This window comes from Tunicatimonas sp. (assembly GCF_049647865.1).
In the GTDB taxonomy this organism is placed as follows: Bacteria; Bacteroidota; Bacteroidia; order Cytophagales; family Cyclobacteriaceae; genus Tunicatimonas.
The window spans coordinates 1-17,562 of record NZ_JBARYM010000751.1 but is presented as its reverse complement, the minus strand read 5'-3'; the positions used below and the strand labels follow the sequence as shown (position 1 = coordinate 17,562).

General features: G+C 43.4%; 17 protein-coding genes and 1 pseudogene. 5 read left to right on the top strand and 13 right to left on the bottom strand.

Annotation, left to right across the window (positions count from 1 at the left end):
- The 3 genes and pseudogenes from WBA23_RS21920 to WBA23_RS21910 form a co-directional block, all read right to left on the bottom strand.
- Positions 1-245: pseudogene (locus WBA23_RS21920) on the bottom strand (hypothetical protein); the annotation flags it as partial.
- Positions 242-466 carry a hypothetical protein gene (locus WBA23_RS21915; protein ID WP_424584416.1) on the bottom strand — a complete coding sequence of 75 codons (225 nt, stop codon included), beginning with the start codon at positions 464-466 and terminating at the stop codon, positions 242-244. The pseudogene WBA23_RS21920 and the gene WBA23_RS21915, both read right to left, overlap by 4 nt.
- A gap of 255 nt (positions 467-721) precedes the next feature.
- Positions 722-2,008 carry a UDP-N-acetylmuramoyl-tripeptide--D-alanyl-D-alanine ligase gene (locus WBA23_RS21910; RefSeq protein WP_424584415.1) on the bottom strand — a complete coding sequence of 429 codons (1,287 nt, stop codon included), beginning with the start codon at positions 2,006-2,008 and terminating at the stop codon, positions 722-724.
- Between the two features lie 166 nt (positions 2,009-2,174).
- On the opposite strand from WBA23_RS21910, the gene tsaB reads away from it, so the two are divergent.
- The 3 genes from tsaB to WBA23_RS21895 all read left to right on the top strand — a co-directional run bounded on the left by tsaB (position 2,175) and on the right by WBA23_RS21895 (position 5,061).
- On the top strand, positions 2,175-2,864 hold the full coding sequence (tsaB, locus tag WBA23_RS21905; RefSeq protein ID WP_424584414.1) for a tRNA (adenosine(37)-N6)-threonylcarbamoyltransferase complex dimerization subunit type 1 TsaB: 690 nt from the start codon (positions 2,175-2,177) through the stop codon (positions 2,862-2,864).
- Positions 2,865-2,890: 26 nt separating this feature from the next.
- Positions 2,891-3,421: a DUF2480 family protein gene (locus WBA23_RS21900; protein WP_424584413.1), complete on the top strand. Its 531-nt coding sequence runs from the start codon at positions 2,891-2,893 to the stop codon at positions 3,419-3,421.
- Between the two features lie 185 nt (positions 3,422-3,606).
- A complete protein-coding gene (locus tag WBA23_RS21895; protein WP_424584412.1) occupies positions 3,607-5,061 on the top strand; it encodes a PAS domain-containing sensor histidine kinase in 1,455 nt (484 codons plus the stop codon).
- Here the strand turns inward: WBA23_RS21895 and WBA23_RS21890 are convergent.
- The 4 genes from WBA23_RS21890 to WBA23_RS21875 form a co-directional block, all read right to left on the bottom strand.
- Positions 5,056-6,708, bottom strand: a complete 1,653-nt coding sequence (locus WBA23_RS21890; protein WP_424584411.1) for a UxaA family hydrolase — start codon at positions 6,706-6,708, stop codon at positions 5,056-5,058. The genes WBA23_RS21895 and WBA23_RS21890 overlap by 6 nt on opposite strands.
- 41 nt (positions 6,709-6,749) lie before the next feature.
- Positions 6,750-8,000: a serpin family protein gene (locus WBA23_RS21885; protein ID WP_424584410.1), complete on the bottom strand. Its 1,251-nt coding sequence runs from the start codon at positions 7,998-8,000 to the stop codon at positions 6,750-6,752.
- An 81-nt stretch (positions 8,001-8,081) separates the two neighbouring features.
- Positions 8,082-8,957 carry an aldose 1-epimerase family protein gene (locus tag WBA23_RS21880; RefSeq protein ID WP_424584409.1) on the bottom strand — a complete coding sequence of 292 codons (876 nt, stop codon included), beginning with the start codon at positions 8,955-8,957 and terminating at the stop codon, positions 8,082-8,084.
- Positions 8,958-9,021: 64 nt separating this feature from the next.
- The gene (locus tag WBA23_RS21875) at positions 9,022-10,554 is read right to left on the bottom strand and encodes a hypothetical protein (protein WP_424584408.1); all 1,533 of its coding nucleotides are present in this window, start codon (positions 10,552-10,554) and stop codon (positions 9,022-9,024) included.
- 260 nt (positions 10,555-10,814) lie between these two features.
- On the opposite strand from WBA23_RS21875, the gene WBA23_RS21870 reads away from it, so the two are divergent.
- Together WBA23_RS21870 and WBA23_RS21865 are read left to right on the top strand one after the other, a co-directional pair.
- Positions 10,815-12,479: a hypothetical protein gene (locus tag WBA23_RS21870; protein ID WP_424584407.1), complete on the top strand. Its 1,665-nt coding sequence runs from the start codon at positions 10,815-10,817 to the stop codon at positions 12,477-12,479.
- Positions 12,480-12,529: 50 nt separating this feature from the next.
- Positions 12,530-13,336, top strand: a complete 807-nt coding sequence (locus tag WBA23_RS21865; RefSeq protein ID WP_424584406.1) for a phosphatidylinositol-specific phospholipase C/glycerophosphodiester phosphodiesterase family protein — start codon at positions 12,530-12,532, stop codon at positions 13,334-13,336.
- A 119-nt stretch (positions 13,337-13,455) separates the two neighbouring features.
- Here the strand turns inward: WBA23_RS21865 and WBA23_RS21860 are convergent, their stop codons facing one another.
- The 6 genes from WBA23_RS21860 to WBA23_RS21835 form a co-directional block, all read right to left on the bottom strand.
- Positions 13,456-14,460 (bottom strand): MBL fold metallo-hydrolase, encoded by a 1,005-nt coding sequence (locus WBA23_RS21860; RefSeq protein WP_424584405.1) that lies wholly within the window; start codon positions 14,458-14,460, stop codon positions 13,456-13,458.
- Positions 14,461-14,594: 134 nt separating this feature from the next.
- Positions 14,595-15,092 carry a DUF3368 domain-containing protein gene (locus tag WBA23_RS21855; RefSeq protein WP_424584404.1) on the bottom strand — a complete coding sequence of 166 codons (498 nt, stop codon included), beginning with the start codon at positions 15,090-15,092 and terminating at the stop codon, positions 14,595-14,597.
- On the bottom strand, positions 15,089-15,331 hold the full coding sequence (locus WBA23_RS21850) for a UPF0175 family protein (protein ID WP_424584403.1): 243 nt from the start codon (positions 15,329-15,331) through the stop codon (positions 15,089-15,091). The genes WBA23_RS21855 and WBA23_RS21850 overlap by 4 nt, the downstream gene beginning before the upstream one ends.
- 223 nt (positions 15,332-15,554) lie before the next feature.
- Positions 15,555-16,178, bottom strand: coding sequence for a hypothetical protein (locus WBA23_RS21845; protein WP_424584402.1), 624 nt, complete (start codon positions 16,176-16,178; stop codon positions 15,555-15,557).
- Positions 16,179-16,270: 92 nt separating this feature from the next.
- Entirely contained in the window at positions 16,271-16,921 is a 651-nt protein-coding gene (locus tag WBA23_RS21840; protein ID WP_424584401.1) for a hypothetical protein, read from the bottom strand.
- Positions 16,922-17,053: 132 nt separating this feature from the next.
- Positions 17,054-17,562 (bottom strand): OmpA family protein (locus WBA23_RS21835; RefSeq protein WP_424584400.1); only part of this gene is annotated, 509 nt, incomplete at its 5' end.

The following is a 17,562-nucleotide window of genomic DNA, read 5'->3' as shown; positions in this document are numbered from 1 at the left end:
GGAGGTTGATCTCGAAAATCACTCAGGACAGCTAAGATCACTTCTTCGGGGATATCCGAGGCTACTAAGTTTCGGTAATCGTAGTCTTTTAGGTTCTTAAGCGTAAACTGAAACGTAATATTAGCAGACTCCCAAACAGTGATCATCGTCGGTTTTTCCTGCCCTAGATAAACGACAAACTGGATACCCGGTAAACGGTGTTTGCGAAGTAGTAAGGCATAATACTCCAACATCCGGTAGATCATGCCACCATCGTTAGTTGACTGAAACTCAATGTAGAGTATGAAGTTTGATCGTCCTGAGTCGTAATGTGCTTCAAATAATCCGGCTTCCTCTCTAATGTTACCTGCAACTCGTCCGGCACTTCGGTCATTGACTTAATTTCTAACTGAAATAATCGTCCAGCTAGGGGAAGAATAAGAGCTTCAATATTCTCTTTGATTATTTTATCGTACTCATTGGCCATACCTTTTTTTGAGTCATTTAATTGAGGGAATACCCAACTAACAGTAAGTGCAGAGCATCTAATAGATTTGTTTTAACCTCTTCTACGTTTTTCCCTTGCGAGATAGCTGCCGGAAATTCTTCTATCTGCCCAACGTACCAACCTGATCATCCTGTTCTATTATGGCAGTAAACTTCATATGTTCTTTTTTCTGAAAGATAATAAATCTGCTGTAATAAATAATGGTGGCGATTAATATGCACTAATCCGCCATTTTCAGAGCAAATCTACCAATGATTCCAACGCAATACCCCGCGAGGCTTTTAGCAATATCGTACTATCCTGAACTGGGTTTTCTTTCAGAAAGCTTTCTAGATCAGCCTTTTGGGGAAAGTAGTGCGCTTCCGGATAAGTTTCGGCGGCATCGTGCATCAGTTCTCCGCAGAGAAATACTTGGGTAAACCCCGCCGAGGCAAGTTGCTCACCAATAGCTCGGTGTTCTTGCGGACTATCTTCGCCCAATTCGTACATGTCACCCAGGATGACCACTTTTTGCGTAGCTTGCATCGCTTTTAAGTTCTCAATGGCGGCTTGCATAGAGTCAGGGTTGGCGTTATAGGCATCCAGAATAATGGTGTTACTATCCTTCTTAACAATCTGCGAACGCTTGTTGGATGGTTGATAATCGGCTACCGCTTGGTTGGCTTGTTTGGCGGGCACACCAAAGAATTTACCGATGCATAAGGCCGCCGCGATATTTTCAAAATTGTACCCTCCTAGCAACTGGGTTTCTATCTTCTGACCATCTTCGTGACGATAGCGCACAAACGGATCGGCGGAGATAAACTCGCAGTGAAAGTAGTCGTTGGCTGCCGGATAAAGATACGGTTGCTCAAACCGCTTGGCCATATTACTCAGCAACGGGTTTTGGGAGTTGATAAATACCGTACCGTTCGTCTTCCGCATATAATCATACTGCTCACTCTCTCCCCGAATAGCTCCTTCCAGCCCGCCAAAACCCTCCATGTGGGCTTTGCCAATGTTGGTGGTTAGTCCGTAGGTAGGGTGAGCAATCTGGCAGAGCGTAGCAATCTCGCCTACCGCGTTTGCCCCCAATTCTATGATAGCCATCTCAGTATCTTCGGACAACTCCAGCAGCGTCAGCGGAACGCCGATATGATTGTTGAGATTACCCTTGGTGGCCAGGGTTTCGTACTTTTGGCTTAGCACTGCGTGAAGTAGCTCTTTGGTCGTGGTTTTACCGTTGGTTCCGTTGATACCAATTACGGGCATGTCCAGTTGCTTCCGGTGGTGGTGCGCTAAATTTTGGAGTGAGGTCAGCACATCATCTACCAGCAGAAATCGTTCGTCTTGCTGAAATTCAGTTTCGTCAATAACTGCGTAAGCCGCTCCTTTTCCCACTGCTTCCCCCGCAAACTTATTGCCGTTAAAGTTCGCTCCCTTCAGGGCGAAGAACATACTTGCGGGGTCAATTCTTCGAGTATCGGTAGACACTTTTCCGCAACGTAAGAATATATTGTAAAGCTCTTCGGTAGTTTTCATATTTTTGCCTCTATAATGATGAATGGCTCAAGTTGTTGAGGATTTTGTTGATTGTCAAATTGTTCGATGGTTCGATTGCTAAATTGTTGGTTGTTGATTTTTACCCTTTTCACCTTTTACCGTTTTACACTTTTTCATCCTTCATATTTCACATTTCATATCTTTTATGGTTCTCCTAAGTATAGAAACAGCTACTAAAACCTGTTCGGTGGCTTTGCACCGGGATGAAACTTTGCTGGGTTTGCAGGAAGTACATCTGGATAAGTCACATTCGTCGCTATTGCACGTAATGATTGACAATTTGCTTCAGCACTGTGAGGTGGAGCGAAATCAACTGAATGCCGTTGCCGTTTCTATTGGCCCAGGTTCCTACACGGGATTACGGATCGGAGTATCCGCCGTGAAAGGTATTGGCTACGCCTTAGATATTCCGGTCATTGCCGTTAATACGCTGGAAGCAATGGCCCAGGGAATGAAAGATTCTAATCTGTCCGAAAGCTGGCTATGCCCGATGCTCGATGCCCGACGAATGGAGGTTTACTGTCTGCTGCAGGATGAAACGGGTACGCTAATTAAAGAAACCCAGCCGTTAATTATAGATGAACAAGCCTTTCAAGTGGAATTAGATCAGCACGCGATCATCTTCTTTGGGAACGGCAGCAATAAGTGCCGGGACCTACTGCAACATCATCCTAATGCCCATTTCATTAGTGGAGTTCAGCCTTCGGCTCGTCCGGTTGGTGAACTAGCCCAGTATAAGTACGAACAAGAGGAATTTGAAGACTTAGCCTATTTCGTGCCGTTTTACTTGAAGGAATACCGCACCACTCAACCTAAAAACAAGCTGTTGCGTTAGCAATAATGACCAATGACTTATGAATAATGACCAATAGTAACGAAACCGAAATTGTAAACCGAGTAGCCAATAGCTCATTAATCACCTTTGACCTGGAAGAATATTATCCACTGGGCGAACGGGTGGTTTATGATATTAAAGACAACCTCTTTCAGGAAATGATTTTGCGGGAGAAAGATTTTAGATTGTTTGTTAAAGAGCACGATTGGTCGCAGTATCAGGACAAGCAGGTTGCCTTAACCTGCTCAATAGATGCTATTGTCCCTACGTGGGCTTACATGCTACTGGCTACTAAACTAGAACCCTACGCTCAACGGGTAATTTTTGGATCGTTAGAAACGCTAGAAGCAGCATTATTTCAAGAAGCCTTATCGAAAATTGATCCTACCGAATTTCAAAATGCCAAGGTAGTGGTCAAAGGATGTGGCAACTTGCCAGTACCTACTTTTGCCTACGTGGAAATTACTCGCTTACTTCGCCCCCATGCTAGCACTATTATGTACGGCGAACCCTGTAGCACCGTTCCCTTATACAAACGTCCAAAAAACTTATCCTAAACAAGCACCTCAAAGTAGTTACTGTAATTGGTTGATTGTCTTTGTGTTCTAAAAAATGCCGCTTAATTTGTATTAATTTTTTTTAGCCTACTAAACTCAAACCTTTATTTTTTCTCTTTACTTCGCTTATATTCGGGGTTCAATAGCTACTCGATCAATTAATTTACGCCCGAATACTGCTACCAATGATAACCAAACCAGCTACGCTAGAACATCTGCTATGGGCCTCTTCAACAATCGGATTAGGAATTGTAAATGCTCAGCGTAAACTGATAGAAGCCAATCCAACTTTTTGTAGTATTTACGGATATACCCCTGATGAATTATTACACCAGTCGGTAGAAAAATTGGCTCCTCAACATTTTCGTGATCAAGCTCGCTTACATTTTCAAAATTACGTAGATGGCGATGACTACAAGGGTTATCAATTTATTCAGCGAAAAGATGGAAGTCGGCAGTATGTTCAGATATCAACCGAGGATATTACGCTAGACTCGGGGGAAACTGGTCAATTTATAACAATGACTGCTCTACCTTTTCCTGAACCAAAAACAACGGTTTTACCGGAGATAGCTGATTTTCTACCTAATGTTTTCTTATTTGAATGTAACTCTTTGGGTCAATGCTTGCGCAGCAATAAGGCGGCCCAGCAACAGCTAGAAATCCGTCCGCAAGAATTCTTGCGCCAGTCGGTAGCTATTTACAGTGGTCATATCCAAAGAACAGTTCCAATAGCGGAACTACTCAGCGAAAGGTCTCACTGGGAAAATGCCGAATGGCAGCTATATCCTGAGAGCAAGCGGTCGCACTGGATGCTCGTTAATGCCCACATATCGGAGAGAAATACCACAGTAGTGTGCTTAGTGTCTATCAAAGAACAGAAACGACTGGAGAATACGCTTACCAAAATATTAAAGACTGAACAAGCTTCTGTCGAACACCTTCAGCATTTTCTATATGGCGCCACTCATGATCTAAAAGCGCCTTTAGCCTCTTTGCTCGGACTAATCAACATCTTCCGAGATGAAAGAGATGAAGAAGAGAAGCAACTATATTTGCGATTAATGGAAAAGAGCATCCATCGCCTTAATGATTTCATCCATGAGATTGTAAATTATTCTAAAAATAGGGATCGAGGCTTGCGTCAGGAGGCTATAGACTTTAACGAACTAGTCAATGATGCTTTCGATAATTTGGGGTACAGCGATTCGGCCGTTCAGATGGAAAAGATCATCAATGTTCATCAATCCAGTACCTTTCACTCTGATCCCCATAGTATTAATGTAGTTCTGAGCAATTTGATTAGTAATGCTTATAAGTATAGCAGCACCCACCGGCGCCCAGGTGAGGTACGGGTATCGGTATTTGCTTCAGAACGGGAAGTTACTATCCAAGTGGCTGATAACGGCCAAGGAATTGCTAAAGAACATCTTAATAAGATATTTGATATGTTTTACCGAGCTAGTGTTCAAGAGGATGGTTCGGGCTTAGGATTGTATTTAGTAAAAGAGGCCATTGATAAAATGAAGGGCAGCATCCACGTAGATTCTACGCTGGGGGAAGGAACTACGTTTACTGTTCGCCTATCATCGGCTATCTCTTCAGCGTCCTCACAAGACCAGATGTCACTAAATTTATAGCGATACTCCTCGCTTCCAAGGGATAAAATCATCTTGACCTAGGCGGACTGCTTTAGGAGCATAATGGCCTTGAGCCGTGCGAATAATATAGTCCAGAATTTCTTCTCCTTTACTCTCAATCGTATCTTCTCCTGAAATTACCGTTCCGGCATTAATATCAATAATATCGTTCATCCGTTTGGCCAATGAAGTGTTACTGGCTATTTTCAACGTAGGTGCTACCGCATTTCCGGTGGGTGTGCCCAAGCCAGTAGTGAACAGAATTACAGTAGCTCCGGCTCCGGCTAGACCAGTAGTTGATTCCACATCGTTGCCGGGAGTGCAAAGTAGATTCAAACCAGACTTAGTTACGGGTTCGGGATAATCCAGCACGGCTACTACCGGGGAGGTTCCCCCTTTCTTAGCGGCACCGGCCGATTTAATAGCGTCCGTAATCAGTCCGTCTTTAATGTTTCCGGGAGAGGGATTCATATCGAAGCCACTGCCCACTTCTTCTGCCCGACGGCTGTACGCCCGCATTAGGGTAATAAACCGTTCGGCCGTAGCTTGGTCAGTGCAGCGGTCGGTGAGTTCCTGTTCCACTCCACACAATTCCGGAAACTCCGATAGAATGACTGAGCCCCCCAAAGCCACTAGTAGATCAGCCGCGTGCCCTACTGCTGGATTGGCCGAAATACCCGAAAAACCATCGGAGCCACCACATTCTAACCCTACTACTAACTTACTAAGGGGAGCGGGTTTTCGCTCTACTTGGTTAGCTTGCGTTAATCCCACAAAAGTCTTTTTTATGGCTTCCTCCAGAAACTCTTCTTCGGAAGCACTTTGCTGCTGTTCCAGAATATACAGCGGTTTACTAAAATTAGCATCTCGCTTTTTGATCTCCTCTATAAGCAATGTATCTTCCGCATTCTGACAACCTAAGCTGAGTACCGTAGCACCCGCCACATTAGCGTGGGTGATATACCCAGCAAACAGCGCACACAAGGTCTGGGCATCTTGCCGAGTACCTCCGCAGCCGCCCTCGTGGGTAAGGAACTGAATCCCATCTACATTAGGGAATGTTTGGTGCTGACTTGAATTACCGTTGGAGAGGGTGATGGGGGCAGACAAAAGGTCTTCCGAAGTAGCTCCAGCCCGGTGCTGCTCAACCAACGTACGCACATCGAACCGATGACTTTGCGAACGGTTGTAGCCCAGTTCCTTCACCAAAGCTTCGCGCATAACATGAAGATTGCGATTCTCACAAAATACTAACGGAATCACCAGCCAGTAATTAGCCACTCCTACCTTTCCATCGGCTCGGTAGTATCCTTCAAAGGTGGTATTCTGCCAACGACTTACTAAAGGAGGTAACCATTGGTACTGCTGTTCCCGTAGATTGTAGTTTTCTGCATCGTGGTGAATATTCTGAGTAGTGATTGCTTCACCCCGTCTAATAGGATATATTGCTTTGCCAACCCGCACTCCGTACATGATAATAGTATCCCCGGGCAGAAAGTCAACCTGGGCAAACTTATGCTTAGGTGGTATGTCTTGTCGAATATTATAAATATCAGATTGGAGCTGGACTTTCTCACCAGTGTTGAGCTGGTCTAGCGCTACAATAACGTTGTCGTCTGGATGGATACGAAGAACTCGTGGTTGCATAGAAATAGAAAAGGGCTTTGGTTGCCTATTTAAAGAGGCAGCTAAATTACAGGATTTGTAAGCACTCCCGCAAATAAAATAACTCCTGAGTGTTGCTCCCGAATAAAAAACAGAAAAGAGCGATCTATCCGTACCGAAGGAGCCGCGTTCTCTATTGATAGCGTAGATGTAAGCGATGCCGCTTTAGCTCCAATTTCGCTAATTTCAATGGAAGCTTGGTGTAACATATCGTTCAAATGAGGTTGCTGATTAGCCTCTGAGAAGAATAAGGAGAAGTTGGCACTATCTTGAAATGCAATTCCCATTCCTAACTGAGAAAGCATATTTTTTAAAGATGCCTGATAATTGATAGCAAATTTAGGTAGATATAAACCTTGCTCTAGCGTATCAGCAGCATCTAAAATAGCATCAAGTTTTTCTGCATCTAGGATGTTAGCTAAGTGGTGCAAACTATCTTCTGCCTTAGGCATTACCAGGGTCATGCTGTACTGCTTGTTTCCGTAGGGTATATCAATGTAGGAGGCTGACTCAGTTTGATGAAAACGATACTCTGCTTGGTCAGCATACATCATGTCGGCAACAATACTGTTGCCATTAGGTAAGTAAAATTCGGAAGGACGAGTCAACTCTTTCCGAAAAGGCATCGCCCACTTTCCGTTGAATTGCACTGCGTTGGTCATGTACAAATTAGCCCGAGAATCTGATAAGGTAAGCGGTTGTGACAGTTTATACGGCATCTGATTTTCTACCCACTTCTGAATAACTGTAGTGGCTCGCTTACTTTTAAAATTCAGATCAATAGCATGGGCATTGTAATACGCCAGAAGAATATTTTGATAGAAGGGGCTAATCGATAGCCTTTGATCGTACCAAATGGCATTGGCTAGTGAGAAACTAACTTCAGGGTCTAATTCTTGCAAAAAAGGAATAAGCTCGCTATATGCTTTGTTAATTTCTAGAGGTGAAAGCACTTCAAAGTCTAAAGACTGATAAAGCTGATCACGGGTAGATTCAGCTGAGCCATTAAGCATCAAGCTCATAGCTAAGTTCACGCTGAGCGGCGATAAGAACACATTTTGAGCAGACGACTGCTTAGTAGCCTGACGGACAAGGTCAAAAGCAAAATTATTCACTGACCGTACTAACTCCTGCTCTTCATTGGAAAGCTCTCGAACCGTAGGTAGCGTGGCTTTGGGTTGCACCCCATCTTTCTGGCAACTCCAGCATAGTGCTGCAATAGCTAAAATCACCCAGCTTTTTATCCAAGGCCGACCACTTATTAGTTTCATCATTTAGGTAACTTCTTAAATTTTAACTTCTCAAGTTACAAAAACTTTACCTTTTATCGGTAATTACCCAAAAGGTAAACTATGCTAATGAAACTTTATTTGATATTCAGCACTAAACTGTTCTTCCGGTGACAATGTCATAATTCCTTCCTTCTGGGCAAAGTCCGCTTGCCCCTCTTCTGTATCAGCCAGACCGTACCAAGGTTCAATACAGTAGAAATCGGCTCCTACCTTCTGCCAAATGCCTAAGTAAGGAAATCCAGAGAATATTACCGTGACTACCCGTTGACCATCGGATTGCCGCAAAATACGTACCCAATCTGACGCTATGTCTTTGAAAATAATGGCATCAGATTCAAATAGTTTCCGGTGCAGTGGTAGCACATCTTCATTGTTCAACAGTGGTTCGGTATCGCCATTTCTAAGACCGTCTTCTAATAGATGACGGCTCAGCGTCTCTGGCTTTTCAAATTGCAAATGATACTCCTCCAAACGCTGATTCTGTTGGGTGGGGCAATAAAAAGCCGGGTGTGCACCAATGGAGAAAGGCATGGTAACCTGATCCTGGTTCGTTACCTGATAAGCCACCGTAAGCTCATTATCTTGAAGCGTATACCGAATATCTAGCACAAAATTGAACGGATACATTTTTTGGGTTTCGGGAGAAGCGGTTAACCCAAACGTGATTTCGGTATCGGACTGATTAATTACCGAAAAGTTCTGGTCGCGGGCAAAGCCGTGTTGCCCCATTGAATAAGCATCTCCATTCAATTGGTACTGATTGTCCTTTAGTCGTCCAACAATGGGGAACAATACGGGTGCATGGCGCGCCCAAACCGCCGGATCGGCCTGCCAAATATATTCTTGATTATCGGCTTTACTTCGGACGCTGGTAAGTTCGGCGCCTTCCGATTTTAAGGTAGCAGTTAGATGATCGTTTTCCAGAATATAGTTCGCCATTGTATTTTTTAGTTAATAGTCCACGGTCGATAGTCCGCAGTTATTGGTTGCTCATCATTCGTCATCAATAGTAGATTCCCATCATATTTGGTTCTTCACCAGTTTCTAGCCAGATGAGCGAAGCCGCCAGAAAACCGAACATATCGGCTACATCGTAGCGATCTTCACCCGTGTGCGTTCGAAACATTCCCTGGGCGTACAGACGCTCAACCGCTTCATCTGCCACATCTTGGGCCAAGATACGGAACCGTTCGTCTGAGAAGGTTTTGTGCCCGCCCAACAAGAAATGGATAACTCGCCCGTAGAGATCAGCGTAGCCACCCTTGCCATCCCAAGCGGGCAAGTCATTTTTAATCGCCGCCATCCAGCGGTAGCAGGCTGATTTGTAATAATCCTTTCCCGTTAACTCGTACAGCTTCAGGCAACTCTCGGCAAAGGGCATAGGATAATCGTGACGAGGAAACAGTGGTTCCCAGAAAGAAGTGTAGTTATCAGGACTGTATACTGTTTTACTTTCAAAATCATTTAGAAAGTCTTCTTCAAAAACCGGCTCTCCGTTCGATACTCGTAGAATACCATAGTACTCGTATTGCTTAGGATCAAATCCATACTCCAACCAAGCTGTCATCGCTTCATCAGCCATCGTAATCCACTGCTGTCGGGTAGTTTCATCTACGTAGTTTGCCGCCTCTAGTAAGCCTCGCGCCCACAACCCTACCTCAGTAGTAGAGTATATCTTATCCCAACGATCTTGGTTAGGACTATTTTCTAGCAATCCGGTTTCTGCCCCTTTATTCAAGAAGCTATAGTTGGCCATTCTCTTAGCCTTTTCCAGCAAACTAGCGTCTTGCGTTTTCGCGTAAAGCCACGCAGCACTATATACTAATACTCCGCCCGCCTCTAAAAAAGCGTGCCCTCGTTTACCTTCTGCGTGGCGGTTAAACTCTCCGGTAGCAGAGTTAGTTAAGTGGCCATCTATCGCCGAGCGAATAGCGGCTTCAGTGATCTCAGGATCAATATTCCAGAGAGCTTGCCAGGAGGGGGCGATAGGTCGCATTTCATGCAAAACAGCGGTTTCGGTAGCGAAATCAACCTTTTCGGCAATACCATCTGAACCGAACTCTAACGTAGCATCCTGAAAAGCATCGTAGTAATAATGGTTTCCCCAGAGGAATCGCCCGTTTTTAGCGACACAATTTTCAAAGAATGCCTGAATATACGCATCGGCAGCATCGGAGTAAGTAGCGTCATTGGTTTTCTCGGACAAATAATAGGCAACGACTACCTGCGGCATATCCCAGTACATGCTAGAACCCCAGGGGGCTTCGACTGGGCGATCTTGGTACAACCGCTGCGGACGGTCGTCGGGACGAAGCGTATCGTTTCCGTAATGTTCTCCGGTAGCAGTGTTTAGGCTAGACATCCAGAATGGGGTGGTCTGAGGACCATATTTGTCTTTCCCGTTAGCCAAACGTTTGGTGAAATGATTAATCACTAAATCGTAGTACGATTGAGAATTAGTTTCACTTTGCGAGTAGCCAACAGTTGAAGTGAATACGAAGACGTAAGACAAAAAGAGTATGATGGTGAAACGCATAAAAAGATTTGTTTCGTTTAACTATTTATTTGCATCGTACAAATATAGTGATTTGCTAGACGATTATCACATCGCTAAAAATTACAGTGACGTTCTTCGTAAATGATAAAACAATCAATTGAAATTACTGATCTACTAATAAACCGGATCGACACAAGATACTTACCATACTTTTTTATGAAAAGATGAATTCAATCTACTCAATTTGGCTTCCATAGTGCTATCGCCTATATTCACCACTCTTGATAACACTACACAAAATGAGAAAAATCTTACTAACTACTGTAGCTTCGGCTTTACTTTTCCCACTATTCAGTTTTAAAGTATTTCCCCCTTATGCTCCCCAAAACTATCAGGACTTAGTTAACCTTTTTGCCGAATGGCGGGAGTTCGAGCAGCCACCGTTGCGTGAGGGGGCACCCGATTATACTGCCGAAACCTTTGAACAGCGGCATTCTAACTTCGAGAAACTACAAACTGAATTGTTAGCTTTAGATACGACCAACTGGCCAATCAATCAGCAGGCTGACTGGTACATTTTATGGGCTGAAATGAACGGCTACGAATTTAACCACCGGGTACTGAAACCGTGGGTGCGTGACCCGGCTTTTTACAAATCGTTGTGGACAGCCCGTAGTGATGTTCCTGCCCACGAAGGGCCTACCCACCACATGACGACCGAGATTTGGACTTATGAATTTCCATTAAACGACGAAGAACAAGAGCGATTACTAGCTGAACTAAGCGTAATTCCACCATTAAATGAACAAGCTAAACTAAATTTGACCGGAAATGCTCGCGACCTATGGGTGACGGGTATCCGCGACATACGCACTCAGAGCGAAGACTTAAAAGACATTCTAGAGAAACCAGGGATTGAAGAGAATTCAGATTTGGTAGCAGCTATTGAGGAGGCTATTGAGTCTACTAATGATTTGGTTAGCTGGCTGGAGGAAAAGGCAGATTCCAAAACCGGCCCGTCGGGTATTGGAAAAGATAATTACACTTGGTACTTGCAAAATGTACACTTAGTACCGCTCACCTGGGAAGATGAAGTATTGTTACTAAAACGAGAATTGGCCCGCGCTTGGTCATCGCTAAAGCTAGAAGAGCACCACAATCGTAACCTACCCGAACTACCCGATGCCGATTCGCCGGGGGCATATAACAAAATGGCTGAACAATCTGCCGAAAGCCTACTAACCTTTTTAGATCAGGAAGAAATAGTAACGGTAAAGGAATACTTTGAACCTGCTTTGTACGCGCACCTAGGTCAATATGTACCCAAAGAAACCCGTAATTTCTTCTGGATCACCGCTCATTATGATCCGCGCCCACTTTACTCCCACTTTTATCATTGGTTTGAGTTAGCGCGAATGGACAATGAACCTCATGCTAGTGAAATTCGCCGTGGTCCGTTGCTCTATAATATCTTCGACTCTCGTAACGAGGGAATGGCCACTGCTGTAGAAGAAATGTTTATGCAAGCTGGCTTGTACGATGATAGCCCCCGGTCTAGAGAGATTGTGTACATTTTAATTGCTCAGCGAGCAGCACGGGGATTAGGCTCACTCTACGCTCACGCCAACGAAATGACGATGGAAGAGGCCGGGGGCATCCATTCGGAATGGACCCCTCGGGGGTGGATGAAAACCGAAAAGGACTTACTTATCTTTGAGCAGCATTTGTACTTGCGCCAGCCAGGTTATGGCACCAGTTATATTACTGGAAAGTACTTGATGGAGAGTGCGCTCGCTGATTATGGTCGAACCCAAGAATCCAGTACCGAACCTTTTCAGATTAAAAGTTTCTTCGATCAGCTAAACGCTATCGGTAACATTCCTATCTCATTAGGACACTGGCAATTAACCGGAAGTAAAAGTCACCTAAAACCAATTATAAATCATGAAAAATTGATGCCTTAACTAGCTACTATTTCATCTTACTTTCTTGGTTAATTTAAACTATTACCGCAATGTTTACCTGGCGACTACTATGGTTACTCTCATTCGTACTTAGTGTCAGCTATGTAGGTTGGTCCCAAGTTACACCTCTACCCAATGCCCACGCTCACAACGACTATTGGCACGAACGACCTTTATTGGATGCGCTGGATCATGGTTTTACTAGTGTGGAAGCTGACGTTTTACTGATCAATGGAGAACTCTACGTAGGTCACGACCTGCCTGAGGGTTCCCATTCGCTGCCTACTCTGGAAGAAGCTTATTTGAAGCCACTAGAGCAACGGGTTACCCAACAAAATGGAGGCGTTTACTCGAAATACGACGGGGATTTTTATTTGATGCTTGACTTCAAAACGGAGGCCGAACTTACTTACAATCGCTTAAAAGAAGTAATACTTCCATACCAAGATATGCTCAGCTTTAGCGAAGACGGCACATTTCATTCAGGAGCGGTAACCATATTTGTATCGGGAAATCGCCCGATTGAGCAAGTGCAACAAGAGCGTTTGCAGTTAGTAGGTATTGATGGGCGACCCGATGATTTAGCTCAAAGCTATTCGGCTGATTTTATGCCCGTTATCAGCCAGCACTATCGAGCCATTATTGATTGGGATGGCGAGGAACCACTTTCGCGTAAGCAACTCAAAAAGCTGAAAACACTTACACGTACTGCTCATCAGGAAGGTAAAAAAGTACGACTGTGGGCTACTCCTGAGAATACACTAGTTTGGAAAACGCTGCTGGAAGCCGACGTAGACTTCATTAATACTGATAAATTGGCTGAACTGCAAGAATTTCTGACTCAGTACGATAGGTAACAACTTGTTGATGAATCCTTAACATTCTAGTAACATACTTCTCCTATCTCGATCCTACATTTGTATCAGTAGATTTGATTTTCATAATGGACGTTCGCAAAGAGCTGGGAGATATCCTTTCAGCTTTTTGTTGTTTTAAGTGGCATCACTTCACCAACTGCCAAGGCTTTTACTTCACCGGCTAGGCGGCCCATCTCATCAAACTCCCGCAGTAGCTGCAATGGCTCACCCAAAGGTTCATCCGATAAATCGTAGGTGCCGTAGTGCATCGGTATGATTGTTTTTCCCCCTAAGTCTTGAAAGGCTTGCACCGCTTCAGCCGGGTTCATATGAGCCGATTTCATTACCGAAGAAGGTCGATACGCTCCAATTGGCAGCAGGCAAATATCTGGCTCGCCCATCACTTCTTTAATCTCCGAATAATGGCTATCGTAAGCCGAATCGCCTCCAAAGTAAATGGAGATACCCTGATATTTAATCCAGAAACTGCCCCACAACTGACGATTCAAATCGTGCAGGTAACGTCGGTTCCAGTGTTTCGCCGGAAGAAACGTAATCTCCAGATCATCTTTTACGGTGAATCGTTGCCACCATGCGGCCTCTTGAAACAATACTGAGTTCCGCTTTTTTCCCAATAGCTTACTAATCTCCAGCGGGAGCAAAAAAGTCATGGCCGGATTTTGCTCAATAAGTTGGGCAATCACCTTTTCGTCAAAATGATCGCGGTGCCCGTGCGACATCAGTAGATAGTCAATATTGTCAAGTGCTGAAATTGGGCAAGGTGGTGGCACCAGCCGTTTAATCATTGGCAAATCAGTCAGACATGGATCAGTGAGCAGGCTAATTCCACCTATTCTGATAAAAAAGGAGGAGTGTCCTAACCAGACGATCATATCTTCGGAACTGCTAAGAAAAGCCGAGTTATAGATACACTTTACCCAAAAGCCGTCTTCCTTCTTTTGCTTTTTCTGCGGATTGGTGCGTAGCTGCCAGCGTAAAATATCGCCAAAGGCAGCAGTGTTACTAGCGTACTTAGCGTGAATAAACTGCCCATTTTCGTACCATACTCCCCGTGATTCCTTCTTGACAAAGGGTAGATTTTTGTTATACCGAAAACCTGTCATAGTTACTATTTAGATGTTTTATCGTTAGGGGTTGGGGAATGAATATCCAGATGTAGATAACAGTGTCAGACCTGTAGATTAGCTAGGTTTAACAGCTTAAAGCATCGATAATTTGTTATCAATAGTATGCTGTTTTATGTCTCTTCATTCGCTAATCTATATACTAACTTCTTTAGTTTTACTCCCACAAAAAACCCTGCCCTCTGCTCTAACTCCTCCACTATTGGTTTGATCTGTTCGAGTATCCCTCTTTGTTTACATTCCAGCAGACAACCTAACAAGCCCATTGTCTTCAAACCTAAACTATTCGCTTTTTGCGTTCCTATTCGCTCATCTATTAGTAACAAACCAGCTTCAAGCTCTTTACTTATTGCTATTGCCTCCGCTTCCCCACTATCTAATTCTTCCTCCAATTCTTTTACTAAGTCTGTATATTTTGGATGGCGTACCTTTACCCATTCTGCCTTCTCATAACTACTCAAATCATATCCAAATTCGCTTAAAGCTTGTATTTCTTTATCAACATAAGGGGGTACTATCAGATGACCAAATAAGGATTGCAGTAGTTGAAGCCGCCCCACTTGTATTAAGTTACTTATCGGAGAGGTATCACTTACAACTATTATCTTCACAAGTTTATTTCTCGTGCTGTTTCAACATCTCTTAATAGTTCTATCTCTCCGTAGTGTATAGAAATTTCTCTTTCTGCCAGCACTTTTTGAAACTGTGATTGATGCATTTTAGCTAATCTACTGGCCTGACCTAAGGTTAATCTTTCCTGTTCAAATAGAAGAATTGCCAGTTCGAGCAGTAGTTCTTCTTCTCCCAGCCCAATTTTTCTACTTATGTCTTCAGCTATTGTTATTACCATTTTCCTTTTAGGCTATTCTACTCATTTGACTACTTATACGAATCTAGTTTTATACAGTTTTGGCCTTTCTTTCAATGCGGTCAAATATTCGGGTGATTAGTAATCGCTGCTTTCAAGCGTGCAGACCAAGTATCATTCATAAGCCTAAAATGCCCCCAATAGAATCATTAGTAAGCCTTAATCCATTTCAGGCATACACTAGTTTTCTTTTAGGTTGTGAAAGTTAATATTTCACCATTTCTTCATACTTACCGTTTGGAGAATAAAAACATAAGTTTCCATTTGACTCAATTAACATATAAGATTCGGGATCATTTGGATGAGTATATTTCTTCTCGTTTGAGCTAATTTCGTCATCCCCAAATGAGCCATCCTTAAATATCTGCCTAAAATAAGTCTTTGAACCTTTGATGAATATCATTGACCTCGATGGAAATCCGACTACATTACTTTTCCATCTTCCTACTACCTCACCATCTGGATTATCAAACCCTCCTATCTTCTGGTCTTCCTCTTTCGTTGACCCTAGAATTCTTACAGAAAGCTCTTCGTTAAAATGGCTAGTAGCCCATGCTCCACTTCCAATTGCCATTTCTGGCAGATAATAGGTGATGAAATATCTCTGAAACCCATAGTGCTCTGACTTCAAATAATTCGCAATTTCCTCTAATTTGCCCTTCGTAATTTTCTCATACAGCCTAATATCGAATGAGGCTTTTACATAATTTTTTGTAAGATCTTGATTCTCTATTTCAAAAGTTGGTAAGTCTAATTCTTGCGATTTTTGCCCATTTTTACAACTAACAAGTAATGCAATTATTGAGGCTATGAAAACCAAATACTTCAACTCCTTCGTTGTTTATCTTATTCGTTTTAGATATTTGTTAAATGCTTCATAGTATTCACATAAATACAATTTATCTATCATTATCACCCCCACTAAGCACTCTGCTGAAGATTCTTAGCTTGGTCTACCCAATTGTCACGAGAGATACGACCGGGAAAGAACTCGATGGCTTCATTTACTCGCTCTTTATCATCGTCAGTAAAATTAGCGATTTGAGCAAAGGTGTAGATACCCAGCGTATTGAGTTTTTTCTCTAAGAATGGACCCACTCCTTTAATCTTTTTCAAATTGTCTTTTTCTGCTTCTGAAGCCCGACCAATACGATCAAAGTCAATTTTTTGGGCGTTAGCTTTTACTCGCTCTAAAGCTTCCTCCTGTTTTGCTTTGGCTGAAACTTTAGGTGGTTTAGCCTTCTTTTCTTTCGGTTTGGGAGGGGCTAAATTAGGTGCCTTCGATTTGGGAGCGTCCTGTTTTTTTGGTTTGGTAACCGGCGGGGTTTTAGTTGCAGCTATCTTTTTTTCTGCAGGCTTTCCCTGTTTAATTTGCGTTAATTCCCGCTCTAGGCCGGCTCGTTTAGATGTACATCGCTCTAGCCTTCCTTTTATCTCTACAAACGCTCTTCGCTGTTCATCGGCCTGATGCTCGTGAACCGCTACATCAGAATTTCGGGAGCGTCGTCCTAGAATAAAGCCTAGAGCCGCAGAGCCGGTTAGAAAAATTAAGATTTTAATTAGATCAGCCATAAGTTATTGGTTAGTTAGTGTGTTCAGGTGTTCAGGTGTTCAGGTGTTCAGGTGTTCAGGTGTTCAGGTGTTCAAAATTTCATGGATACAAGAACACCACGCAGCGATCAGATTAAAACGTGAACACTGCCTTTATTGGTTAACTATAATTTCTACCCGGCGGTTTTTACTTCGTCCCTCAGGAGTATCGTTAGTGGCAACCGGTTGGTCTTCTCCTTTTGATTTGGTTTGAATTTGAGCGGGAGTAACTCCTGATCGGGCCAATATCTCCTTCAAAAAATCAGCACGCTCCTGACCGTACTGCACATTCAGTTTAGCTTCTCCCTTATTATCCGTATGACCCACCAACGTAATATTTCGTTCCGGATACTGCTTTAAATATAGCGTTAAATCCTGAAAATACTGACGTAGTGAGTCAGATACTTGTAGCGTAGTTGAAGCTGCTTCGAAATACAGCGCTTGAGATTGATCTGTTAATCGCGTTTGTATCGCCTGAAGGCTGTCTTCATTCAATGCATCGTCCGTTCGCTTTCCTAAGACCCGAAAGGTGACGCCATCTACTAGGGTATCTTGCACAAAAGTTAGGTCAATAGAGGGTACGGCCACTGTCTCAATTTGCTGAGGACTCACCCCCTCTTGTT

Excerpts from the sequence above, each read along its gene's own strand:
- WBA23_RS21915 (WP_424584416.1), bottom strand. The coding sequence starts at position 466 with ATGGCCAATGAGTACGATAAAATAATCAAAGAGAATATTGAAGCTCTT.
- WBA23_RS21910 (WP_424584415.1), bottom strand. The coding sequence starts at position 2,008 with ATGAAAACTACCGAAGAGCTTTACAATATATTCTTACGTTGCGGAAAA.
- tsaB (WP_424584414.1), top strand. The coding sequence starts at position 2,175 with ATGGTTCTCCTAAGTATAGAAACAGCTACTAAAACCTGTTCGGTGGCT.
- WBA23_RS21900 (WP_424584413.1), top strand. The coding sequence starts at position 2,891 with ATGACCAATAGTAACGAAACCGAAATTGTAAACCGAGTAGCCAATAGC.
- WBA23_RS21895 (WP_424584412.1), top strand. The coding sequence starts at position 3,607 with ATGATAACCAAACCAGCTACGCTAGAACATCTGCTATGGGCCTCTTCA.
- WBA23_RS21890 (WP_424584411.1), bottom strand. The coding sequence starts at position 6,708 with ATGCAACCACGAGTTCTTCGTATCCATCCAGACGACAACGTTATTGTA.
- WBA23_RS21885 (WP_424584410.1), bottom strand. The coding sequence starts at position 8,000 with ATGATGAAACTAATAAGTGGTCGGCCTTGGATAAAAAGCTGGGTGATT.
- WBA23_RS21880 (WP_424584409.1), bottom strand. The coding sequence starts at position 8,957 with ATGGCGAACTATATTCTGGAAAACGATCATCTAACTGCTACCTTAAAA.
- WBA23_RS21875 (WP_424584408.1), bottom strand. The coding sequence starts at position 10,554 with ATGCGTTTCACCATCATACTCTTTTTGTCTTACGTCTTCGTATTCACT.
- WBA23_RS21870 (WP_424584407.1), top strand. The coding sequence starts at position 10,815 with ATGAGAAAAATCTTACTAACTACTGTAGCTTCGGCTTTACTTTTCCCA.
- WBA23_RS21865 (WP_424584406.1), top strand. The coding sequence starts at position 12,530 with ATGTTTACCTGGCGACTACTATGGTTACTCTCATTCGTACTTAGTGTC.
- WBA23_RS21860 (WP_424584405.1), bottom strand. The coding sequence starts at position 14,460 with ATGACAGGTTTTCGGTATAACAAAAATCTACCCTTTGTCAAGAAGGAA.
- WBA23_RS21850 (WP_424584403.1), bottom strand. The coding sequence starts at position 15,331 with ATGGTAATAACAATAGCTGAAGACATAAGTAGAAAAATTGGGCTGGGA.
- WBA23_RS21840 (WP_424584401.1), bottom strand. The coding sequence starts at position 16,921 with ATGGCTGATCTAATTAAAATCTTAATTTTTCTAACCGGCTCTGCGGCT.